The sequence below is a fragment of the Thermodesulfovibrionales bacterium genome (assembly GCA_035686305.1).
Taxonomy (GTDB): Bacteria; Nitrospirota; Thermodesulfovibrionia; order Thermodesulfovibrionales; family UBA9159; genus DASRZP01.
In genome coordinates, this window is record DASRZP010000074.1 from 14,540 (window position 1) to 35,720 (window position 21,181).

At 52.8% G+C, this 21,181-nt stretch carries 19 protein-coding genes, 3 tRNA genes and 2 pseudogenes; 11 read left to right on the top strand and 13 right to left on the bottom strand.

Annotated elements, in window-relative coordinates; genetic code table 11:
- Positions 1–142: 142 nt before the first annotated feature.
- The 8 genes from VFG09_08745 to VFG09_08780 all read right to left on the bottom strand — a co-directional run bounded on the left by VFG09_08745 (position 143) and on the right by VFG09_08780 (position 11,800).
- Positions 143–1,093 (bottom strand): DUF523 and DUF1722 domain-containing protein, encoded by a 951-nt coding sequence (locus VFG09_08745; protein HET6515235.1) that lies wholly within the window; start codon positions 1,091–1,093, stop codon positions 143–145.
- A gap of 258 nt (positions 1,094–1,351) precedes the next feature.
- Positions 1,352–1,543, bottom strand: coding sequence for a hypothetical protein (locus tag VFG09_08750; GenBank protein HET6515236.1), 192 nt, complete (start codon positions 1,541–1,543; stop codon positions 1,352–1,354).
- Between the two features lie 96 nt (positions 1,544–1,639).
- Positions 1,640–4,918 carry a TonB-dependent receptor gene (locus tag VFG09_08755; protein ID HET6515237.1) on the bottom strand — a complete coding sequence of 1,093 codons (3,279 nt, stop codon included), beginning with the start codon at positions 4,916–4,918 and terminating at the stop codon, positions 1,640–1,642.
- 62 nt (positions 4,919–4,980) lie between these two features.
- Positions 4,981–7,221: an adenylate/guanylate cyclase domain-containing protein gene (locus VFG09_08760; protein ID HET6515238.1), complete on the bottom strand. Its 2,241-nt coding sequence runs from the start codon at positions 7,219–7,221 to the stop codon at positions 4,981–4,983.
- A complete protein-coding gene (locus tag VFG09_08765) occupies positions 7,218–8,636 on the bottom strand; it encodes a hypothetical protein (protein ID HET6515239.1) in 1,419 nt (472 codons plus the stop codon). The genes VFG09_08760 and VFG09_08765 overlap by 4 nt, the downstream gene beginning before the upstream one ends.
- A gap of 148 nt (positions 8,637–8,784) precedes the next feature.
- Positions 8,785–9,213, bottom strand: coding sequence for an SRPBCC family protein (locus tag VFG09_08770; protein HET6515240.1), 429 nt, complete (start codon positions 9,211–9,213; stop codon positions 8,785–8,787).
- A 50-nt stretch (positions 9,214–9,263) separates the two neighbouring features.
- Positions 9,264–10,631: an acetate--CoA ligase family protein gene (locus VFG09_08775; GenBank protein HET6515241.1), complete on the bottom strand. Its 1,368-nt coding sequence runs from the start codon at positions 10,629–10,631 to the stop codon at positions 9,264–9,266.
- Positions 10,628–11,800 carry a dihydrolipoamide acetyltransferase family protein gene (locus VFG09_08780; GenBank protein ID HET6515242.1) on the bottom strand — a complete coding sequence of 391 codons (1,173 nt, stop codon included), beginning with the start codon at positions 11,798–11,800 and terminating at the stop codon, positions 10,628–10,630. Before VFG09_08780 ends, VFG09_08775 begins: the two co-directional genes overlap by 4 nt.
- Positions 11,801–12,009: 209 nt before the next feature.
- On the opposite strand from VFG09_08780, the gene tsaB reads away from it, so the two are divergent.
- The 11 genes from tsaB to VFG09_08835 all read left to right on the top strand — a co-directional run bounded on the left by tsaB (position 12,010) and on the right by VFG09_08835 (position 17,088).
- On the top strand, positions 12,010–12,702 hold the full coding sequence (gene tsaB / locus VFG09_08785) for a tRNA (adenosine(37)-N6)-threonylcarbamoyltransferase complex dimerization subunit type 1 TsaB (protein HET6515243.1): 693 nt from the start codon (positions 12,010–12,012) through the stop codon (positions 12,700–12,702).
- Positions 12,699–13,166 carry a ribosomal protein S18-alanine N-acetyltransferase gene (rimI, locus tag VFG09_08790; GenBank protein ID HET6515244.1) on the top strand — a complete coding sequence of 156 codons (468 nt, stop codon included), beginning with the start codon at positions 12,699–12,701 and terminating at the stop codon, positions 13,164–13,166. The genes tsaB and rimI overlap by 4 nt, the downstream gene beginning before the upstream one ends.
- 62 nt (positions 13,167–13,228) lie before the next feature.
- The gene (locus tag VFG09_08795) at positions 13,229–13,681 is read left to right on the top strand and encodes an Rrf2 family transcriptional regulator (protein HET6515245.1); all 453 of its coding nucleotides are present in this window, start codon (positions 13,229–13,231) and stop codon (positions 13,679–13,681) included.
- Positions 13,678–13,932: a sulfurtransferase TusA family protein gene (locus tag VFG09_08800; protein ID HET6515246.1), complete on the top strand. Its 255-nt coding sequence runs from the start codon at positions 13,678–13,680 to the stop codon at positions 13,930–13,932. The genes VFG09_08795 and VFG09_08800 overlap by 4 nt, the downstream gene beginning before the upstream one ends.
- Positions 13,933–13,934: 2 nt before the next feature.
- The gene (locus VFG09_08805) at positions 13,935–15,152 is read left to right on the top strand and encodes a cysteine desulfurase family protein (protein HET6515247.1); all 1,218 of its coding nucleotides are present in this window, start codon (positions 13,935–13,937) and stop codon (positions 15,150–15,152) included.
- Positions 15,153–15,193: 41 nt separating this feature from the next.
- Positions 15,194–15,565 carry a Fe-S cluster assembly scaffold protein NifU gene (nifU, locus tag VFG09_08810; protein HET6515248.1) on the top strand — a complete coding sequence of 124 codons (372 nt, stop codon included), beginning with the start codon at positions 15,194–15,196 and terminating at the stop codon, positions 15,563–15,565.
- A 79-nt stretch (positions 15,566–15,644) separates the two neighbouring features.
- Positions 15,645–15,737, top strand: a tRNA-Ser gene (locus VFG09_08815).
- An 83-nt stretch (positions 15,738–15,820) separates the two neighbouring features.
- On the top strand, positions 15,821–16,348 hold the full coding sequence (locus VFG09_08820) for a hypothetical protein (GenBank protein HET6515249.1): 528 nt from the start codon (positions 15,821–15,823) through the stop codon (positions 16,346–16,348).
- 7 nt (positions 16,349–16,355) lie between these two features.
- A tRNA-Arg gene (locus VFG09_08825) sits at positions 16,356–16,432 on the top strand.
- A gap of 17 nt (positions 16,433–16,449) precedes the next feature.
- Entirely contained in the window at positions 16,450–16,920 is a 471-nt protein-coding gene (gene tadA / locus VFG09_08830) for a tRNA adenosine(34) deaminase TadA (protein HET6515250.1), read from the top strand.
- 78 nt (positions 16,921–16,998) lie between these two features.
- Positions 16,999–17,088 (top strand) — tRNA-Ser (locus VFG09_08835).
- 34 nt (positions 17,089–17,122) lie between these two features.
- Here the strand turns inward: VFG09_08835 and VFG09_08840 are convergent.
- The 5 genes and pseudogenes from VFG09_08840 to VFG09_08860 all read right to left on the bottom strand — a co-directional run bounded on the left by VFG09_08840 (position 17,123) and on the right by VFG09_08860 (position 21,105).
- Positions 17,123–17,818: pseudogene (locus VFG09_08840) on the bottom strand (tyrosine-type recombinase/integrase).
- A gap of 49 nt (positions 17,819–17,867) precedes the next feature.
- Entirely contained in the window at positions 17,868–18,887 is a 1,020-nt protein-coding gene (locus VFG09_08845) for a hypothetical protein (protein HET6515251.1), read from the bottom strand.
- A gap of 5 nt (positions 18,888–18,892) precedes the next feature.
- Positions 18,893–19,264, bottom strand: a complete 372-nt coding sequence (locus VFG09_08850) for a transposase (protein ID HET6515252.1) — start codon at positions 19,262–19,264, stop codon at positions 18,893–18,895.
- A gap of 88 nt (positions 19,265–19,352) precedes the next feature.
- Complete coding sequence (locus tag VFG09_08855; GenBank protein ID HET6515253.1) at positions 19,353–20,921, bottom strand: DDE-type integrase/transposase/recombinase; 1,569 nt, start codon at positions 20,919–20,921, stop codon at positions 19,353–19,355.
- Positions 20,922–21,009: 88 nt separating this feature from the next.
- Positions 21,010–21,105 (bottom strand): annotated as a pseudogene (locus tag VFG09_08860) (transposase).
- Positions 21,106–21,181: the final 76 nt, after the last annotated feature.

Genomic DNA, 21,181 nt, shown 5'->3' on the forward strand with positions numbered 1-21,181 from the left:
AAGATTGAGAAGGTCCTGCTCAAAAAGACCTCACAACGTCTGAATGTGTTGATCTTTCCTGCCCTTTTTGTTCCATGTTCCGTTTCTCAGTGCCTCAGCGTCACTGTGGTTCTTTCTCGAACTTCTCCTGGACCCTTTTCCATTACACGTGATTCCGCAGCATGAGTTCAAGGGGATGGGTATTCAGGTAATGCTGCCTCTTGAGATAGGGCTCATTGAATTTTCTTACGTAGTGCCTCATGAGGACGATCGGGACGACGAGCGGTATCAGGCCTGCGTGATACTGACTGATGATCTCGCCTAACTCCCTTTTTTCGTCTGTAGACAGTCGTTCACTGAAATATCCCGCCATGTGCTGCAAAACATTCGTGTTCTTTTTTGCCGTTGCCGTCAGCCGGAGGCCGTCCATTAATATCTTGAGATATTCGGAGAGAAGCCCTTCGGTCTTATATGCCTTTGCCCGGGCAACCAATTGCCCGAGGGCGCTGTAATGCCTGGTGCTGTGAGAGAGGATAAGAAGCTTGTGGTCCGTATGGAAGGCTATAAGGTCTCTAACCTTGCCGCCCCTTCCCCTGAATTCCTTCCATCTCTTGAAGACAAATATTCTCTCGATGAAGTTTTCCCGCAGGTCCGGGTCATGGAGTCTGCCTTCGTCTTCTACAGGCATGAGAGGGAACCTGCTCATAAAGGCGCCCGCAAAAACGCCCACTCCTGAGCGGCTTGGGGTTCCCGACTGTCCGTCGACCTTGACGTCTCTCATGCCTGAACTCGGAGATCTGCTCTTGAATACGAAACCGCAGAGGTCCTGCCTTTCGAGTTCCCTGAGTTTCTTCTCCGCCCAGTGGAGAATCCTTTCCGTGTGATCGATTCCTGTTTTGACGGTAACAAGCCTGGGTGAAGAGGGATCGCCGGCAAGACGCATCGCCTCCCTCGGTACTGGAAGACCGCTTTCGACTTCGGGGCACACGGGTATCCAATCAACATATTTCCCCAGGGTGTCGGTGAGGAAGTGGTCTAACTTGTGCCCGCCGTCGTACCGGACTTTCTCGCCGAGAAGGCACGAGCTTATCCCGATCCTGATCTTTTGTTCCATTTTCTTATTATAAGCGACCAGCGCAGAAATGAAGAAGCCCGGCATGTGCCGGGCTTTCGGTTCGCTGCGAAAAATAGGGATGTGTCCCTAATTCTCTCTAATTCTCCTAATTCGGCGTGTGCCGGAACGAAATAGGGACAGCAACCAATTCAAGATGAGCTCAAAAACAATAACGGTCGCTGTCCCTATTTTCTTACCAAAGAGAACCGTCCTTTTCACTTTCCCTTTTAGAGGGCAACCACCCTCTCCATCTCACCCTCAGTACTGTTTTCCGAAGACATTAACGCAGGTCGGACTCTGGTTAGACCACACAATGGTACCATAAGTGTTTATCGGTCCAACAAGCGGTTTTGGATCTCTCATCGGCGAGATCGGTTTACCTTCTGCATCAACGACCTGAACAGTATCATCTTCGTAAATCCTGACACACAAATATTTCTTATCCTTCATTTCTTTGCCCTCCTTCACTTTTTGCTTTCTTGGCAATGCTCAAGCGTTACCTAACGCGCAGAAACGATCTCTTCTCACCTCCTTTCCTGATGTGACTTAGAACGCCAGCGTGAGTTTAAGAAGAATCAGGCGATCCGGAAAGATTCGGGGATTCCCGGGGTCTGTGTCCTGAAATTTGAATTTTTCATCAAACAGGTTTTTTGCCTCCAAAGAAATCATGCCGAACCTTTTTGGCAACCGGTACCTTATTGCAGCGTCGAAGACCCAGAAATCATCCTTTCCCGGTACTAGTGCATAATTTCCCGGCCCAGTGGGAACAAAATCACCCTGTTGGTTCACGTAGGTCGCTTTCACGGTTGCACTAAATCCTGAAGGGTCAAAGTATCCAACCGTGATGGGAACTCTATGGGTCCGAAGTTTTGTGAATTGCTCGACCCCTACAAACAGCGCATCGGCCTCCCTGCTGAACCACTCGTAGAAGTATTCGGCGCTTACCGCAACCCTCAATGTGGGTGTCCAATAAAGATAAGCCCTTCCCAGTTTCTCTTGCCAGTCACGACTGATCGCCACGGGCGTTGGGCCGGTCACATCAATAATCTTGTGATCCAGGTCGCGGGCAGATATTTCTGCGCCGGCAGAGAGATTGGCGGAAATCTTTTGGTCCACACCAATACCATAACGCCAAGCCTCGTCTCCTGTGAGGTCATCAAAGAACTGGTTGAACCCCGCGATCTCTGTAGGCTCAAGAGACGGATCGATATCTGCTATCGATATGAAAGGCCTCTGCAATGTCCTGAAAACCGCTGCGCGGACAGTGGTACTAGGCAACGGCTGCCAAGTCAATCCCAGTTTCGGGTTGAACTGGTTGCGGCCTTCGCCTTCATAGGCGCCTTCCAGAAAGTCTCCGCTGCCGCCGAGAGTCAAACTCAGATTCTTCTGAACGTCGATCTGTGTATATAGATAGATATTGGTGAAGCGGTTCTTGAGATCCTCCGGTGAAGGAACGCCAGAGAAGATGCTGGTCAATGTCTGGTCCAATTGACGATGCCCTATGCCTGCGGTTATATGAAAGGGACTTATCTTGTAGAGATAACGGACTTCACCGACATAGTTGTTTGCCTTCCCGTTGATCTGAAAGATATCAGGGAAGACAACGGTATCAGTAGTAGCATGCTGGTAAATAAGAGAGGTAAGAAGTTCGGATCCTGGTGCGAATGAATGGCGCAGCCCCAGCCTGAAGGAGTCTATATCCTCTTTCTGCCTTAAGGTAGGGGTAAAATTCTCGGGATCAAAACGAAGCTCCAAATCCCCCTTGGTCGTGTTTGTATTTCGGTATTCAGCCTGAATACTGGTATTTTCTGAAAGACTATACTGCGCAAATACATTGTAAATATTGGTCTTGAGGTCGTTGTTTTCCCTGAAACCATCCGTCTCGTAATGGAATTGACCGAGGCTAAAGGACAGCTTGTCGTGTACGCCGGAGACAATCACCTCATCTCCAAAGGTGCTGTTGCTCCCCACTGCACCGTCGAGTTGCAAAGCAATCCGGTTCCTATTGAAGAGGGGATTGAATTCATTAAATGAAGGCTGAGCAGGTCCTGTACCTTCGAGGATAAAGAGGTTGCTCTCTGCCAACTCAGGCCTGACAGGCGTTATGTTGATGGGCTGAAGCAGTTGGGACTGAAGCAGTTCATTCACCCTCGCGATCTCGTGGCGCGGCAATGCGGAATAGGAGTCTGACAGGAACCTGTGGGCAGAAAAACTTGCAGGATCGGCGTTTACAGAGTTCGCTGCCTCCTCAACAGCAAGCTGCTGGAAGCCGAGATCACTGTAGATCCCGGAGAGGTTCGCGCTCCTTGCTGCGAGGTCTTCATCGAGCAGTAACCTCGACCGGTAAACCGCCCTGTCGTCATTCAATTCGATAGCCTTCTGAAGGTCATAGAGCGCCTCGACAGGCCGGTTGATGCTCTGCTTTCGGATGGCATCATAGAAGTAGGAAGTGGGGTCCAAAGGATCGAGTTCCTTTGCCATCGTGAACTGGTCTGATGAGACCTTGTCCCGCTTCTCCTCATAGTAGGCCTTTCCCAGATAGCTCCTGATGAGTGAGTTGTCGGGGTCGAGCCCTGCTGCAATCTCGATGTCGCCCCTCCCGTCAGAGAGATCGCCCTTCCGGATCCTCGCGAGCCCCAGTCCGAGCCGGGGAAGGGGATCGGCCTCGTCCAGTTCGATCGCTTTATGAAAGGCGTCAACAGCCGTCGTAATCTCTATCTGAGTGAGATAGGCAAATCCGAGAACTGTCTGCGTCCTTGCAAGGGCGGGATTCAGGCCAGCAGCCTGCTTCGCTGCCTTCAGCGCTTCATCAAGGTTACCGAAAGAGAGCCATAACTCAGATAGCCTTGCCCAGGCCAGGGCATTCTCAGGTTCCAATGCGACTGCCTCTTTGAGGGTTTTGAGCGCGCCCTGGAGGTCGAAGTTCGCCTGCTGAGCATAGGAGAGTGCTATTCTGGCGCAAGCTGATTTTGGGTCAGCCTCGACAGATCTCCTCCCTAAATCAAGGGCACGCTCCTTTTCGTTTTGCACTACGGCAATGACCGATTGGAGGGCAAGGGCATCGCTGTTTCCCGGTGTTGTCTTGAGCGCTTCATCGATCTCTGCCTTCGCTTCATCGATGCGTCCAACAGAAAGAAGAAGCGAGACCCGGGCGCGCCAGTCGGTCTTGAGAGCGGTCTGCAAATCACCAGGCCGATATGAAAAGACCGGCGGATAGTAGAGGGTCCATTGGACAGCATCCCGTGGCCGTGCCACGACCCGGATGACAGGCGCCTGATCTGCCATGGCAACTGCCGATTGACCGCGGTCGAGCATGATGCTGCCCGCCTTGTTTTCAGCAAGGACCCGGCCCTCAAAGAGCGAGATGAAGGTCTTGTCCCTCTCGACCTTCACGAGGAATTCCGTCCCCTCTACTGTTGCGTTGACAAAGGGTGTGGTCACCTTCAGGCTGCGACGGAAACGGCTGAAGAAGTGTACCGCTCCATCAATAAGGTCGATGAGAAAGGTCTTTTCCTTTTCGGGCATGGAGAACGTAACGGTTGTCTTCTGGTCGAGACGGAGTATCGATTCGTTGGCGAGCATGATCTCCGACCTGCTCCGTTCGAGCACCCGGACCATATCTCCGGGACAGAAGGTGTCGCCAAAATGAGTGGGTTCCCACTGTGTCGTTCCCACTCTCCGAACCTGTACACTCCCCTGGACCGAGACCACTCTTGCGACCCACTGAACGCATGTCTCGGCAACGGCAGGGGAAGGAAGCAAGAACAATGTGAAAATCGTCGAAAATATTACAACAATAAGAAGACTGGCCTTGACTGGCTTCATCGCTCACAATCCCGTTATATTGTCCCCGTACTTTGCAACATTAAGATCGATTCATGCCTGCGCTATTTTTTGTCCATATGTACAGCTCCCTCCCACGACTCGCCGGGTGGGTCTTCCTTGTGATGTTCGCAGAGGTCCAGATAGAAGGTTGACGGACCATCTTTCCCCAAGACCTTGATCGCCTCATGAAATCCCCTGATGGCCTCGTCCCAAGACCGTCTCCAGAAAGCATCGAGGGCCCCGGAGAAGATCGCACAGGCATCTCTTTGTTGCTCATCGGACTCTTCCATACGGCAGATCAATTCATGGACAATCATCGGCTGTGTCTTTCCGACCATCAGGAATTTGCCTATCTGCCTTGTGAGCAGGCCTTTAACCTGATCGAGGACATCATCGGACGCAAGGATCCGTGTGCCCACGTATTTATTCAGCCCTTCTATCCTTGTAGCAGTGTTCACAATATCTCCTACAGGGCGATATTCATAATGGTCGAAGGCGCCGATGTTCCCGAGCAGTATATTACCAGAGTGCAAACCGATTCTGGTGGGGAGTTGCAGGCTGCCGGAGGACCGGTTGAATTCGCGGAGTGCACCGGCAATATCAAGAGCCGCCAGGCACGCCTCACCCTTCGGCGTTATGCCGGGTTCTGTTGCCACCCATATCGCCAATGCCGAGTCTCCTACGACATTCGATACGATTCCTCCGTGCTTCTTTATCGGCCTGAAAACAGCCTCGTAGTATTTGTTCATAAAGCAGCCGAGTTTGTCGGGATCCATGGTTTCGGATAAGGAGGTGTAATGCTCTGCATCGGTAGACAGGCAAACACCGTAGACGAGCTGGTCGCTTGCAGCGAGGTTCACAATATCCTTTGATAACCGATCGACCACTTCGTTGGGGAGATAGTACTCGAAGGCCTTCCGGATATTCTGGCGCTCCCTGTTCGAATCGATATACTTCCAAAGGAGCGAGCTGTTAAAGGCGAGGAAGGTCTGGAAGAAGAGAGGGATGACGACCGGATACCAGATGCCGTATGTCCTAAAAAGATAGGTGGAAGCCGCGAGATAAAGTACGCTGAGCCCTGCAATGCTCAACACGGCTATAATACTTGAGGAAAACCGGCAGGAGATGCCGATCACTGTTCCCCAGAGCAAAAGAACGGCGACATGGAAGGGGAGGCTGACCGGGCGAAGAGGCATATCTTCTAGCAGGTTTGAAAATGCGGTGGCGGCTATCTCGACGCCGCTGATATCAAGTCCGTCCGATCGCGAAAAGACCGTGTTAAAGCCGTCTTTCTGTTCAGGCTGCACAAGTTCAGAAAGTCCTACGAAGACAACCTTGCCCTTTACGTCAAGCTCTTTGCCGCCGGTCAAGGCTTGATAATAGGGTACCGTAGGAATGGTTCGGGGTGGTCCGTAGAAATTCAGATACCGGCTATTGGGACTTTCATACATCTTTATGAGAGCCCTGACCATTTGATGTTTTTTCAGCTCGACGGATAAGCTCTTTGGATCCCTCAATTCCTGAAGCATTTTTCTCGCAATCTGCGGATCTCTCCCGAAGATCTCCCTCACTCCTGACATGAACCTCTTTACGCTTCTCGCGGCAATCAACGCACTTCTGTCACGAAATGACTCCTCGATCGGGTAGGGACTCGTCTTTTCGAGTAAAAGGATGAATTCATCATGGGCCTGCATTGCGAAGAGCTGGAAGGCCACAACCGGCAGGGTCGGCGTATCACCCGCTCCGGTCTTGAATGTCCAGTACTGGCTCACCTTGACAGGCACCTTGGGCAGGGGAAAAGGAGCCAGGGCAAAAGCATATCGTTCAAGGAGGGGAATCGGCGGCACCAATCTCGTAATCGTGAGGTCTCCGGCCTGTGCTTTTTCTTTGTCAGTAAGGGAAAGCCTCTCGACTCTGAGACGTTCAGTAAGTATGACATTATGGGCTTTCTCCAAAGCCTCAGAAAAGAGGGTATCACCTTGAGGGGGACCGGGGTCTTCAAAAAACATATCAAAAGCGATGGCTGCAGCACCCTTCTCGATCAGATTCTCGATGAGACGGGCATGGAAAGAGCGTGGCCATTTTCTCGGGTCGATAGGAAGACCGAGGCTGTCGGCTGATAACTTGTCCAAGCCGACAACGACGACATCTGAAGGGGCCTTCCTCACTCCCCTTAAGTGGAAGAGTATCTCCAGCCCCACGTTTTCTTCGATGTCGAGGCCGAAAGAAGAAAAGCTTATCACCAGTCCGACGATGCCAGTGAGTAAGCCCAGGGTTACCCCTTTCAAGAGACGAGACGTCAACGGACAATCCCTGCATTCATCCGCATCTTGAGATCGAGGAAAAGGCCACGGATCGTATTCCAGAGTTGACGGCATATGAAACCGGGATGCAGGGTCCGCATGAAGATATCACGATAGGGAGCGCTCCCACTAAAGGTGTCCCATAAAACACTGCTCATGCTTTCTTCGCGAACCTCGCTCTGCTGTTCCTTGGATACCATAAGCAGGATCCCCAGGCGCGCTACCCTGCTCCTTTGGACCAGACGGGTAATCGCAAAGATGATCTTGCCGAACTTATTGTCTGATGAGAGGGCCTGACAAGCCGGCCAATACGAACGCTCGAAATCTTTAGCAGATATGCCTTCGAAGACGACGGTCCTTGCGGCAGCCTTGGCAGTGGAATAGGCGGCGCCAATGCCGTCTTTATATAACCGGGTCACTCCTGAATCTCCGATAAAGACGATCCGATTTGCGAAAGGTCTGACAGCGCCCCGGACATTCATCAGGGGAGTGCAATGACAGAAATCAGCCGGTATAGCCCACCCAGCAGGAAGGCACTCCTTCACCTCAGGGGAAGTCAGAAAGGACTCTACGAGAGTCTTATCGATGTTCTCGCCCACGAGACAGACTGTCACATAGTCGCCCTTGGGGATAAGGGCGGCAAATTCCAGACGGGGGATATTGAGAAGGAAGACGTGCATGGAGCTTCCAAGGCATTTCTCTATCACCTTCTGTCCCAGGCAGAATTCACCGATATAGGTCCTGGACCCTTGAGGTGATCTGTAGCCGAATCCCAGATTCTCAAAGATCTTAAGGGTGCTCGTGTTAATGCCTGCCGCAACGACAGCCAGGTCATAGAGCTGTATCAATCCCTCCCGGGTCCTGATCTGCGGGCGGCCATCTTTCCATTCGATGCCCTCAACCATCGCCCGTATCAAATGGGCGCCTTTTCCCAAGGCCTGTTCCTGGAGATAACCATCGAAACTCCTCCACCGCATTTCCTTGATCCCACGCGGTCCGCTCCCACGATGTACCGCCGCAATCCTTTTTTCATGGAGGGGAGTTTCGATGCGGAAGGTACCGACGTCCATATGCATTACGTAGGAGTCTGTGCCCCGTTGCACGACTGTCGGAGGCAGGTTGATTCCCTCGGTGGCAAGCATCTGGACCAGCGTCTCCGATATGACCCCGCCGCACATATTGCAGCCGGGCGGGCCTGACCGAGAGAAATCCCTGTGTTCGTATATGTCAACAAGGATGTCCATCCCCGTCCTTTCCGCCATATCCATGAGAAAATAGGCAAAAAAGGATCCGGCAGGACCACCACCAATAATTCCTACGCGAGAGCCGTTGTCGAGTGCAAGTCTGACTCCCTTGCCTCGCCTATGCAGGATGACTCCTTCTCTATATCTGTTGCCCCACGGTGTCTCCCCCAAAGAATGATATAACCGTGAAAGAAAAAACTGTTGGATCAACAAAGTGATTGGAGATGTGTTCAATGTCTCTTCTTTTTAAACAATTTTTCCATAAAAGAGAGCACTTGTCAAGAAATTTCCTCTGCCTTCCTCAGGGGAAAAAGGGGCCCTATTTTTCTGCAGCCGTCTTCAAATCCTTGAGGAAAGAGATCGTGAGGTCCCTGAGCCTCCAATCGGGAAAGAGAAACCTCAGGGTCTTGAGTCCTATGGCGCTGAATACTTCCTTGCTGATCACAATGACCCCTTCCTTCGCTTCCTGGAAAAGAAATTCATGCCTGGCGGAGATGCCGAATTTTCCGCTTGACCAGACGATCCGCCTGCCCGGCACAACGCTCTCGATATTCGGTTCAAAATAGACGGGGAAATTGAAAGGATAGATACAGAACTTTACCTTGCCTCCTTCTGACAGGATTTCGGTTCTCTTCGGCGAAACGTTCTTCAGAACAGTATTCCAATGGTTCCAGCAGGTAAGGTCGGCGAATGTCTCCCATACTCTCTTTGGCGTGGCATGGATCACGATGGATTCCTCAATGATCATCCTGTCTCTTCCTCTCTATCTCCGGTAATCTCCGTCAATAACAGGACCCTTCAACGCAAGAGCGCCTTCAACCCCCTCACCGCCCCTTCCGGAGAGGAATAGACGGGAATCCGCGCCTTTTCCAGGAGTACGGTCAGTCTCGCTGAAATCCCGCCCTCCGTCACGTGGAAAACCATGGGCTTTCTTGTGCTCTCCCTGAAGGACTTCGCAAGCCCGGCAAGGTCTTCGGTTATTCCCGGTATATTCGGCAGGGCGATGATCAGGAAACCGTCGTAGTCATCCCTGAGTTCGTCCAGGACCCTCTTGTAATCCTCGTCAGTGACCTGGGCGGTGAGATCTACCGGGTTGTTGATGCTGAAGAAAACAGGAAATACTTGTCTTAATCCCTCTTTCTTGTCTTTCCGGACTTCAGTGACCTCGAGCCCCTGCCTCATGCATTCATCCGCGGCAAGGACGCCTGAGCCCCCGCCGTTCGTTATGATAAGGACTCTCCTGGCTGCTCCCCCATTGCCAAGAGGGGGGGAGGGGAACCTCGGCACTCCCTGATGGGAAAGTGCCTTTGTCGCATCTATCAGCTCCTCAAAGTCGTTGGCCTCCCGCAATCCGAACTCCTTCAGGATCGAACGAAAGACTTCATATCTTCCGGCAAGCCTGCCTGTATGGGAGAAGGCCGCCTCCTGGCCGCTGCCCCCCTTTCCTGCCTTGAGGACAATAAGAGGTTTTCTTTCGGAGAGAGCCTTAGCCCTCGCTATGAACTTCCTTCCGTCAGCGACGGATTCAATATAGGAGACCACCACATCGGTACGGCTATCGCCTGAGAGATAGTCATAGAGGTCTGATTCGTCGACATCAACGGCGTTGCCATAGCCCACAGCCTTTGATATCCCGATATTTGCGGCTCTTATGGCGCTGAAGAGAGCGGTCATGACCCCGCCGCTCTGAGACACGACTGCAACATTTCCCCTTTTCGGTCTCTTCAATCTTTCATAGGAAAGGAAGAAGGTGTCAAGCCTCTTGTACGGGTCATAAATGCCCATGCAGTTCGGTCCTATGATCCTTACGCCGATCTCCCTGCCGGTCCTCTTCACCTCTTCCTGGAGCCCAGTCTCCCCAGCCTCTGCAAAACCTGAACTGACGATGATCACGCACTTTGCCCTGCCCTTGAGCTCTCTCAGTATGGCCGGCACTTCCGGTGCGGGCCTCATAACTACGGCAAGATCGACGGAATGGGGCAATGCCTTTATGACGGGGTAGGCCTTTATTTCCATGAGTTCGTTGTATTTGGGATTGACGGGGAAGACCTCTCCTCTGAATTTAAGGAGGTTCTTGAGCACCACGCCCCCGAGCTTGATTTCGGTATGCGCGGCACCAACGAGGGCAATGGATCGAGGATTAAAGAAAGGGTCAAGGGAGATCATGCACTCTCTATGAAGAGCAGGGCCGGATCTTCAAGATAGGCGATCACCTTCGAGAGAAACACCGAGGCGTCAACGCCGTCGGTGACCCGGTGATCAAAGGTCAAGGAGAGGGGAAGGATCTTTCTGATTACGATCTGGCCTTTCTTCACCCAGGGCTTTTCAGAGATCTTGCCTGTTCCGAGGATAGCGACGTCAGGATAGTTGATGATGGGCGTTGCAAAGGTGCAGCCGAAATGCCCGTAGTTTGTGATGGTGAAGGTGCCTCCCTTCATCTCTTCAGCCTTTATCTTCCGCTCTCGTGCCTTCTGGCTCAGGTCCTGGATCTCGAGGGCAAGCTCACGGATCGTCTTCTTCACAACGTCCCTGATAACAGGCACCGTGAGACCCTCGGGCGTATCAACGGCAACGCCGATGCTGTAATATCTCTTGATGATCAATTCCTCCCGCTCTTCATTTACCGAGGCGTTGAGCAGGGGGTGTTCTGCGAGGGCATGATAGACAGCCTTTATGAAGAAGGGCATGAACGTGAGATGGACACCCCTTTCGAGGAGTGCCTTCTTCTCCCGCTCCCTGAGATCCCAGAGTTCTGTGATGTCCGCCTCATCCATGCCCGTAACAAAGGCGGTTGTCCTTTGGGACAGGATGAGGTTCTTGGCGATCGTTCTTCTCAATCCCCTCAAAGGGACCCTCTCCGCAGCTCCGTACTGGTCTTCGGGGGCCTGCTCTTTCTGGGAGGCCTTCATGACATCTTCCTGCGTAACGCTCCCATTGGGACCAGATCCTTTTATGCCTTCCAGCGGCACTCCGAGTTCCCTGGCAAGGGCCCGCACCGCCGGAGTCGCGAGGATCTCCTCCTCCTCGGGCAAGACACCGACAACGGAAACGGACTTCGGTCTCTCTTCGACCTTCGGCTTCGCTTCAATCGTTTCACCCTCTTCTGCGATGGTCATCAAGACCTCTCCCACCTTTGCGATCTCGCCTTCCTCCTTTGCTATCCTCACCACCGTCCCTTTTTTTGGGGAAGGCACTTCCACGACTGCCTTGTCGGTCTCGATCTCAAGGACAGTCTGGTGTTCTTCGATAACGTCGCCTTCCTTCACAACCCATTTCCGTATCTCCCCTTCAGTCGTTCCTTCGCCTAAATCAGGCAACACAAAATTGTAAGGCATGACACCTCCTTGCCTCTCGATGATCGTTCACGCACCCTTGGATCGTACCGGAGACCCTCTTTGCAAAGGGGATCGAGGGTACTAAACGGTCAGCGCCCCGCCGCGCAGATCGTTTTCAGTAAAACTATACACCAAACGGGGTGCTTAGGCAAGACAGGGGGTTGATCGAGCCCTTGAAAAACACGCTGCAATATATTAGGCTTTTCAGCATGAGAACACTTGGCGTCGAGACATCCACGATGCTTGGCGGTATAGCCATCATGGATGACGAAAAAGGCCTCATAGCAGAGATCAGGTTGAACATCAAGACGACCCACTCCGAAAGACTCATGACGGGAATAAACCTGGTGCTCCGGCAGGCTGGCATGAAGATAGCGGACATTGACGCCTTTGGAATAGCGACGGGACCAGGGTCCTTTACAGGGTTGAGAATCGGATTAAGCACGGTCAAGGGCTTTTCCTACGCCACTGGCAAACCGGTAATATCGATACCAACCCTTGAGGCCTTTGCCTGGAATTTCCCATACACGAAACATCCTGTCTGTGTCATGCTCGATGCGCGTAAGGGCGAAGTATACGCCGCAGTCTTCTTGTGGAAGGACAGGGACTTCGAAAGGGTCATGGAAGCGAGGTCAATAAAGGTCGATGAACTTGCAGATATCCTGAAAGGACCGGTCGTCTTTGCAGGCGAAGGCGCTGTCATCTACAGGGAAAGTCTCGAAGGACTTGCTCATGCGCAGCCTATCTTTGCACCTCCACAATGGTCGGTTCCGTCTCCTTCAAACATAGCGTACCTTGCAATGAAGAAGGCTCAGAAAAGGGAATTTTCAGATCCCCTTGGTCTCACTCCCCTTTACGTGAGAAAATCGGAGGCCGAGGTAAAGCTCCAGGGAGGGTCGTGAAAAAAATCCTTATCAGGGATATGCGCGAAGGCGACATTCCCCATGTGGTACAGATAGAACGGCTTTCCTTCCCAACGCCCTGGTCTGAAACGTCTTTCCTTAATGAGATCTATAAACTCCGTTCCCTGGCAAGAGTCGCTATTTTTGATGAGGTGATTGCTGGGTATCTCTGCGCCGAGCAGGTACTCGATGAAGGTCATATCCTTAACCTGGCGGTCCATCCCGATTTCAGGGGGATGGGCGTTGCGAAGGTCCTGGTGAAACAGGTGATGGAGGAGATGAGGCAGAATGGATGCAGAGTCCTCTATCTCGAGGTCCGGTCTTCGAACGCTATCGCAAAGAGACTCTACGAAAGGTTCGGTTTCAGAGTCATAGGAACGAGGAAGCGGTATTATGTTACCCCCGAGGAGGACGCCATTATTATGGCAGGCGAAATCCCATGCCCTCCTGCAGATCAGTTTTAAAATAGTTGTAAAATAAGCAAATAATACTTGACAGTTTTGGTAAAGTATTTTATATTTCTATCATGCTTAGGTTGTCAACAAGGGGACAGTACGGGGTCAGGGCCATGTTTGAGATATCCCGGGGTTATCCGGACGATCCTGTCACGATAAGGGAGATTTCAGAAAGGCAGGATGTTTCCGTGCCCTACCTTGAACAGATACTGAACAAACTCAGAAGGGCCGGAATCATCAGGAGCGTGAAAGGGCCGGGAGGAGGATATCTCCTCGCAAGAAGGCCGAGGGAGATCACGATAGCCTCGATACTCAAGGAACTCGAAGGGCCTGTTGCCATAACCTCCTGCCTTGACCCGGAAGAAGGCTGTTCACGCATAGAAGGCTGTGTAACCCATCTCCTCTGGAAGTCGCTTGGTGCGAAGATCGAGGCCTTTCTCGAGACGATCACGCTCCATGACCTTCTTGCAAGAGAGCCTCTTCTGAAGTTTTCTCACGTCCATGAGGAGATCGATACGGCGTGACCCTCAAATTTGTTGAGAATATAAAGCCTGATGTTACGGCGGATATCGTGTATATGATGTGTCCCATGCATCTTCTCAAGCTCGATGAGCAGGTGAAGCAACTCGACAAGGGACAGATACTCGAGATCCTCACAGACTATGACGGCGCTTTGGAGGACATACCGGGCTGGTGCGAAAGGACGGGGAACGAATTCCTCGGCATCGAGGAGACCGAGGATTACTATAAATTCTATATCAAGAAAGCGAGGTAACTATGAGGAAATGTTATTTCGACCATGTTGCGACAAATCCGCTCCATCCTCAGGTCTTCGAGGCGATGATGCCCTACTTCAACGAGGAATTCGGCAATCCCCTCAGTGTGTATGAGGCGGGGATGAAGGCCCGGAGTGCGATAGAGCATGCCCGCGGCCAGGTTGCATCCCTCATAAACTCCAAGCCCGCAGAGATCATCTTCACAGCCAGCGGGGCCGAATCGAATAATTTTGCGCTCAGAGGTATTGCTCTCGCCCGTCAAAATGAGGGCAAGCACGTCATCGTTTCAAGGATGGAACACCATTCTGTCCTCAACTCTGCGCGGTTTCTCGAGAAGGCAGGTTTCACCGTCACCTATCTCCCCGTCGACAAATACGGCGTTGTCGACCCGGATACGGTAAAAAAGGCGATTACCAAAGAGACCGTCCTCCTATCGGTCATTCATGGAAGCAGCGAGGTCGGGACGATAGAGCCCATACGAGAGATCTCAAGAATAGCAAAGGAACGGGGTGTGGTATTCCATACCGATGCCGTTGCATCTGCCGGCAATGTCCCTCTGGATGTCAAGGAACTCGGCGCAGATCTTGTGAGTATGGCTGCGCATCAGTTTTACGGACCGAAAGGAGCAGCGGCATTGTTCGTAAGAGAGGGATTGAGGATCGTCCCCTTGATCTATGGAGGCATACAGGAGGGCGGCAGAAGGGCCGGCACGGAAAATGTCCCTGCCATCGTCGGGATGGGAAAGGCTGCCGAGCTGGCAAAGACAGAGATGAATGCCAGGATCGGGCATGTGAAAGGATTGAAAGACAGGCTCATCAGCGGGGCACTGAGCGTTGAGAATGTCTATCTCACAGGACATCCGACTGACAGACTCCCCGGGCATGCCAGCTTCACCGTGGAGTATATCGAGGGAGAATCGATGCTGCTCCTGCTCGCGGCAAAGGGGATCTCCTCAGCGAGCGGGTCTGCCTGCTCGTCGAAGGCACTGAAGGCGTCTCCTGTTTTACTCTCGATGGGAGTGCCCTCAAGCCTTGCGCAGGGGTCCATTGTCTTCACCCTGGGCAGAGGGAATTCGATGGAGGATATCGATTATTTCCTTACTGAATTTCCTCCGATCATAAAGAGACTGCGGGAGATATCTCCCTTTGCGAAAGGATGGGATGAAAAAGCTGAAGGTCAAACCTGTTACACAACGCCTTCTGATTCCCAGGAGCAATAATACTTTCAAGGCCGACAAATGGACACTGAGGAGGAACATCTATGTATAGCGAAAAAGTCATGGACCACTTCACAAACCCGAGGAACGTAGGGGAGATACCGGACGCCGACGGAGTAGGCACGGAAGGGAACCCTACCTGCGGCGACGTCATGAAGATATCGATCAAAGTAGAAAATGGTAAGATCACCGATTGTAAATTCAAGACCTTTGGTTGCGGCGCTGCCATAGCCGTCAGCAGCATGGTAACAGAGATGGTAAAGGGCAAGACCATCGAAGAGGCTTTGGGGATAACAAAGGAATCAGTGGCAAAAGAGCTTGACGGACTCCCCCCCCAGAAGATGCACTGTTCAAACCTCGGTGCCGATGCGCTGAAGAAGGCTATTGAGGACTATAGGATGAAACATCCGGCGTAGTAGAACGTTGCATAAGGGAAAGCAGCCACGCCTCACATTTACAAATCGGGATTCGAGCTGTTAATATACCCTGTTTTGTGGAGAGGTGGCCGAGCTGGTCGAAGGCAGCCGCCTGCTAAGCGGTTGTGGGGGTAACACCTCACCCAGGGTTCGAATCCCTGCCTCTCCGCCATCGACGGAAGCGGCAAGCACCGGGTCAGGGCTTTGACTCTGAGCTCACAAAATGCATACAAATACATGAGGAGGTCTCTCGAAATGAGAAGGTTCTTGACGATCGGCCTAGGAGTTGTGCTCGTTTTCTCTTTCGGTCTCGGAGGTTGCAAAAAGAAGGAGGAACAACCCGTCCCGAAGGCTCCTCAGATGACGCCTGGAGGACAGATGCCACCGCCCGGCCATGGCGAAGGTATGGGGATACAAAAAACTGAACTGAAGACAGTCGTGCCAGACAGCGTCAAGGGAAAATGGTCTGCGGTAAAGATCATGGTGGAAGACAAGACGAGCAAGAAGACGGAGGAGTATACGATCAATCTCAACAGCGAGTTTAAGATTCCCAACTCTGACCTGAAACTTGCAGTGGGAGATTTTCTGCCGGACTTTAAGATGGACGCTGGAATGATTACTTCGACTTCCAATATGCCGAACAACCCGGCGGTGGGGATAAAGGTTTTTGAAGGCGATAAGGAGGTATTCAAAGGCTGGCTCTATTCGAAGTTCCCGACAATCCACCCCTTTGAACATCCGAAATTCGGACTTGCCCTCAAAGAAGGAGTGAAAAAAGGATAAAGGGGCAGCGCCCTTAGCTCAGCTGGATAGAGCGTCGGACTACGAATCCGCAGGTCGGGGGTTCGAATCCCTCAGGGCGCGCCACTCATCAAGGCAGACCTATTAGCAGCGGGTCATTCAGAGAGAGGGATGTATATTTTATGGGGCTGGCCCTTGAAGAGGCCGGCCTCGCTTTTTCTGAAGGGGAAGTGCCTGTCGGCGCTGTGCTGGTAAGTAACGAGGGCATTATTATTTCCAGGGCACGCAACAAGAGGGAATCACTCCAGGACCCTACTGCCCACGCTGAAGTCATGGCATTGAGGGAAGGTGCATGCAAAGCCAACAGCTGGCGTTTAGCCGGAGCCACCCTATATGTGACCAAGGAGCCCTGTATCATGTGTGCAGGCGCGATGATAAACTCGAGGCTTGGCAGGCTCGTTTACGGCTGCAGGGACTCGAAGGGCGGAGCCGTCGGCAGTCTTTACAATTTGCTGGAAGACAAGAGACTGAACCATCAGGTCGAGGTTCTCTCAGGCGTTTTTGAAGAAGAATGCGCTTCTCTATTGAAGGAGTTTTTTGAAGAGCGGAGGTAAAGGATCTTTCCGTTCCTGTTTCTTAATGAGGGCCCTTTGTTTTAAACTAAAAGCGCCCTTTGTTCACTCTTGTTCCATGGAGAGGTGGCTGAGCGGTTGAAGGCGGCGGTCTCGAAAACCGTTGTGGGGGCAACTCCACCGAGGGTTCGAATCCCTCCCTCTCCGCCAGTTTTCAATGAGTTAGCTCGTAAAACAAGAGTCATCAGTTTTCACCTTTTTGGCCGATTGTAACCCTTTTGTAACTATCGGCCCTTTCCATCTTCTCTAAAGCTTCCCGGTGTAACTGTGTAACTTTCTCCGCCGCGCTCTTCAGGTCTGCTTCATTTACGATATTGTACCTGTCGAATACCGAGCGGGTTTTGTGTCCGCTGATCTTCATGCACACTCTTTCCGGGATAGCTGCCCTTACCATGTTTCTAACTGCCGTTCTTCTGAGGTCATGGAAAATCTTGTCGTGCCTCTTTAAGTGTTTCCCTTGGCACTTCTCACAGGTAAGGCCCTTGCGCTGTTTCTTCTCTGATATTTTCGTGATCTCTCCGCAATCCTTACACTTAAAATGCAGCATTCGGCCCATCTTCAATAACGCTGTATCCCAAGCGTCCCCGAAATCTTTTATCTGTTTCCCCTCTCTAAAGAAGACATAAGGGCATTTCGGAAACTTCTCGTCTCTGAGAATCTCTTGATTTAGAAAGGTCTGGTACAGTTCCCCAGAAAGGTAGATAATCCTTGCTTCGTCGTTCTTTGTGGTTTCGGCTTCAAGAGTTATTTTCCCTTCGATCATATCAACCTGTTTCCATCGAAGGTCAAGAATCTCTTGCAATCTCATACCAGTATGGTATCCCTGAGCGAGTACAGGTTTTAAATAATCGGGTAGGGCCTCCTTGATCTGTAAATACTCTTCATGCTCAAAGTATCCCTGTGCACGCCATCAGTTTTTGATACCAAAATCAGAAAGAATTGGGTAACACTTTTCCATTGATGGTCACGGTTATAAATCCTTTCATTCTCAGCCAGGCCTCGACGGCGATGCGCCAGGCCGCTTGCGGCTGAACCCCTTCACCGCACAGTATATCACTCTGCAGGTTCGTTATCCAAACATAGGCATCCCTCCTTTCCCATTTAGAGAAACTCCTCTTGCCTGTGAAGTACACCCGGCAGGCATTGTTGCCGTTCAAGCATGGCCGAGGTCGGTGATTGAGATCATGTTCAACCGCCGAGGCATAGGCCTCCAGGTGTTCGCGCGGACAGGGCTTGTATGCGAGCCTGGCGGCAAGCCCGTTTTTCAGCTCGGCCTGCGCCTCCTCGATCGCGCCGTTGTAAGGTGGATAGTAAACCGGGCTGTTCAGCGGGAGTACAAAATACTCGGTCAGCACTTCATTGACCGCCGCATGATTGAGATTGCCGCCATTGTCCCGCTTAAGGAACAGGGGTGCCCCAAAACGGTTGAAGGTTGCGGTAAGATAGCCTGATATCTCTTCGCCGCCGGGGACGTCTCCCGCCATGGGATCGAACTTATAGCGGGAAGCGAGGTCCTGTATTTGGCTCAGGTGTGCCTTGTCTGTGTCTCGCGGTCCGTATTCGCACGGGTCCATGGACCAAGCGACGTTCGGCACCTTCCAGCTGATGCGCCTCAGATTCTGACGATAAGAGACGTTGAGATCATGCCGAGCCATGGCGACCATTCTCTTCAGCTGTCGCCTTGATATGCTCGTGGCGTAGCGTGCGTATAATGCACCGGTGCCCTGTGTGCGAGCACTCCCGTGAGACAACTGTTCTATATCCTGCTGGAGCCTCCCCAAATCAGGCGGCTTGACCTTGGGAGGACCCGGCTGCCGCACTAGAGGCGCATCTGCTTTGCGCCGCAGGCGCCACCGCGTAAAGCTCGGATAGGGCAGCCCGACGGCGCTGCAGATCCCCCGGTAGGGCATCCCGGTCCTCTCCCTGATCTGGTCAATAAGGACAAGCATACGAGTTAGCGTCTCTTCTTTCGCTTTCGTTTTTTTTCCGCAGAGGCCCTCTTTGTCGCGTTATGAAGCTCATAGGCATGCAGCATGTCCCGCACTTCCACGGTCTTTTGGGCGACGAAGAGCTGTTCCTGCAGTTCCGCAACCTCTTCCTGCAGCCGCTGCTTCTCCTCGTCCTGCGGTATGGTGGGCCTGCCGGGAGATCTATCCTCCATGGCCTCCGTCATCGCCTGTAAGGCCCTGCTCTCCCACTCGTAGTAGGTCTTACGGGACACGCCTAACCGGCGTGCGCCCTCCTCAGCCGTGATCTGGCCGTTGCGCACCGCAAACACTACTGCCGCCCGCTGGCGGGCTCGCTCCTTGTCCCGTGCATCACTCATAAGTCTCATTCCTCCTGCGGATCGAGAGAAGATCGGGTTCGCCAGAAGCCCTATAATCGATTTTCTCGACCCGGCCCATATCTAACCATCACCCGTTTTCCGCAAGGCAGGGCCTTCGGGTTTCATGTCCCTCGACTGAGCCGGCTCTGCTTTCCTTGCCTCCTGCGCCTTCGACAGCGTCCTCTCCAGCCTGCCCTGAGCCGTACTCGTCAGGAGCGTCAGTCTCTTCTTCTCCAACATCGCCTGAAGCCGTGGAGAGAGCGCCGGCCCTCTGTCCAGGCTCACCCTCGACTCCAGTGCCTGCAGCATTCCCTCCATCGCCCGCCTCTGCCACTGCGCAAGCACCATCCAGGGGATCGACAGCTCCCGGCATATCTCCGCGGGTCTCCTCCTCTCCGTCCATACCGACAGCACCGCCCGGCACTTCTCCATCGCCCCGAAGTTCAGCGTCTGCCGCTTCCTCTCGCCCTTTATCTTCTCCGTCTTCTCCATGGTCATCTCCCTTCTCGTTTAGATTGTAAACTACTTCCTGCGTGATGTCGTCGCTCTCAGCTTCCACCGACAAGCGCAGCCTGCCCTTCTCCGCCCGCAACACCACCGATTGCCCCTCCATGCGCCCTACCATGTAAAACGGCAGCCTCGGTTTCCCCCTGAGCGCCATCTCGAGGAGATTGTCCTGGATGCCCTGTTCGATCGTCTTCCTCAACTCGCTCTGGATCTCAAAGTACCGGTCCGCGGGACACAGCCCGCCGATCCCCTGGTGCGGCCGCTTGTGGTTGTAGTACTTCACCCACTGCCGTATCCGCTCCCCTGCGTCCTCAAAGCTCTCAAACTGGGCCCTGCTCAGGAACTCCAAGTAGATTGTCTTCCAGAACCGCTCGATCTTGCCCAGCGTCATCGGATGGTGAGGCTGTGATTTGATGTGGCGGATACGGTCTTTCTTCAGCTCCAACTCAAAGCGGCTGTTGCCCCGCCAGCTCGTGTACTGCCGTCCGTTGTCCGTAAGCATCTCCTTGGGCGGGTTGTACTCCGAGGCCGCACGGCGGTACACCTCGATGACGTTCTGCGCCGTCTGGCTCCTGAAGAGCTCCAGCCCTGTGATGTACCGGGAGTAATCGTCGATATACCCGATCAGGAACGCATAACGGCCCCCGAGGCGGAACGTGAAGATGTCCGTCTGCCATAGCTGGTTCGGCGTTGACCGTTCGAAGAACCGGGGTCGTGTCATATTGCGCTGCCGCTTCTTGGGTGGGGGCGTCATGAGCGATGACTCGTGAAGCGTCTTGCGAACAGTCTCGGGACTGGCGGAGAGAAAGAACATCCTCTTTAAAAGCTGCGATATGCGCTTGATGCCGAAGGGCGGATTGGCCTCCTTGATCTCCACGATCTTCTGCTTCACCGGTGCGGGAAGGCTCCGCCCCTTGCCGTTGTGGCTCTTGGCGAGCCCGGCTTCCCCCTCACTACGATAGGCCCGAACCCACCGCCCCACCGTTCCAGTGCCCACTCCGCATTCCTGGCAGATCACCGAGACGGGGACGCTCTCCTCAAGGTGCTTCTTTACTATCTGAAGCTTGAAATCGGCTCCGAAAAAACGCCTCTTTTGCTCCGGAGCCTTCTTCTTTGCAGTGCTCCTCTGTACTGTCTTTACTGGTTCCATCGATGACACTCCTCTCGTTTACCTCAACTTGGAGTGTCACCCTATTTCCTCAATTCCTTGGTATCATAAACTGGTCGTTAGGACACCCCCCGTACTTCCGACACAGCTCAGTGACGGTTATGCCCGCTTCCCCCTCCTTCAGAATGCTTACAATCTGTTCCTCTGTATACCGCGTCTTCTTCATCCCTGCCTCCTTGTTCGAGTGTCCTATTATGCCAACACTCTACTTACAAGTGGCACATTTTTCGGGGGACAGGTCC

Coding starts and splice junctions, on each gene's coding strand:
- VFG09_08805 (HET6515247.1), top strand. CDS start 13,935: ATGAGGAAATGTTATTTCGACCATGTTGCGACAAATCCGCTCCATCCT.
- VFG09_08745 (HET6515235.1), bottom strand. CDS start 1,093: ATGGAACAAAAGATCAGGATCGGGATAAGCTCGTGCCTTCTCGGCGAG.
- VFG09_08780 (HET6515242.1), bottom strand. CDS start 11,800: ATGCCTTACAATTTTGTGTTGCCTGATTTAGGCGAAGGAACGACTGAA.
- VFG09_08855 (HET6515253.1), bottom strand. CDS start 20,921: ATGGAACCAGTAAAGACAGTACAGAGGAGCACTGCAAAGAAGAAGGCT.
- VFG09_08850 (HET6515252.1), bottom strand. CDS start 19,264: ATGAGTGATGCACGGGACAAGGAGCGAGCCCGCCAGCGGGCGGCAGTA.
- VFG09_08820 (HET6515249.1), top strand. CDS start 15,821: ATGAGAAGGTTCTTGACGATCGGCCTAGGAGTTGTGCTCGTTTTCTCT.
- nifU (HET6515248.1), top strand. CDS start 15,194: ATGTATAGCGAAAAAGTCATGGACCACTTCACAAACCCGAGGAACGTA.
- VFG09_08795 (HET6515245.1), top strand. CDS start 13,229: ATGCTTAGGTTGTCAACAAGGGGACAGTACGGGGTCAGGGCCATGTTT.
- VFG09_08845 (HET6515251.1), bottom strand. CDS start 18,887: ATGCTTGTCCTTATTGACCAGATCAGGGAGAGGACCGGGATGCCCTAC.
- VFG09_08755 (HET6515237.1), bottom strand. CDS start 4,918: ATGAAGCCAGTCAAGGCCAGTCTTCTTATTGTTGTAATATTTTCGACG.
- VFG09_08775 (HET6515241.1), bottom strand. CDS start 10,631: ATGATCTCCCTTGACCCTTTCTTTAATCCTCGATCCATTGCCCTCGTT.
- VFG09_08770 (HET6515240.1), bottom strand. CDS start 9,213: ATGATCATTGAGGAATCCATCGTGATCCATGCCACGCCAAAGAGAGTA.
- VFG09_08750 (HET6515236.1), bottom strand. CDS start 1,543: ATGAAGGATAAGAAATATTTGTGTGTCAGGATTTACGAAGATGATACT.
- tsaB (HET6515243.1), top strand. CDS start 12,010: ATGAGAACACTTGGCGTCGAGACATCCACGATGCTTGGCGGTATAGCC.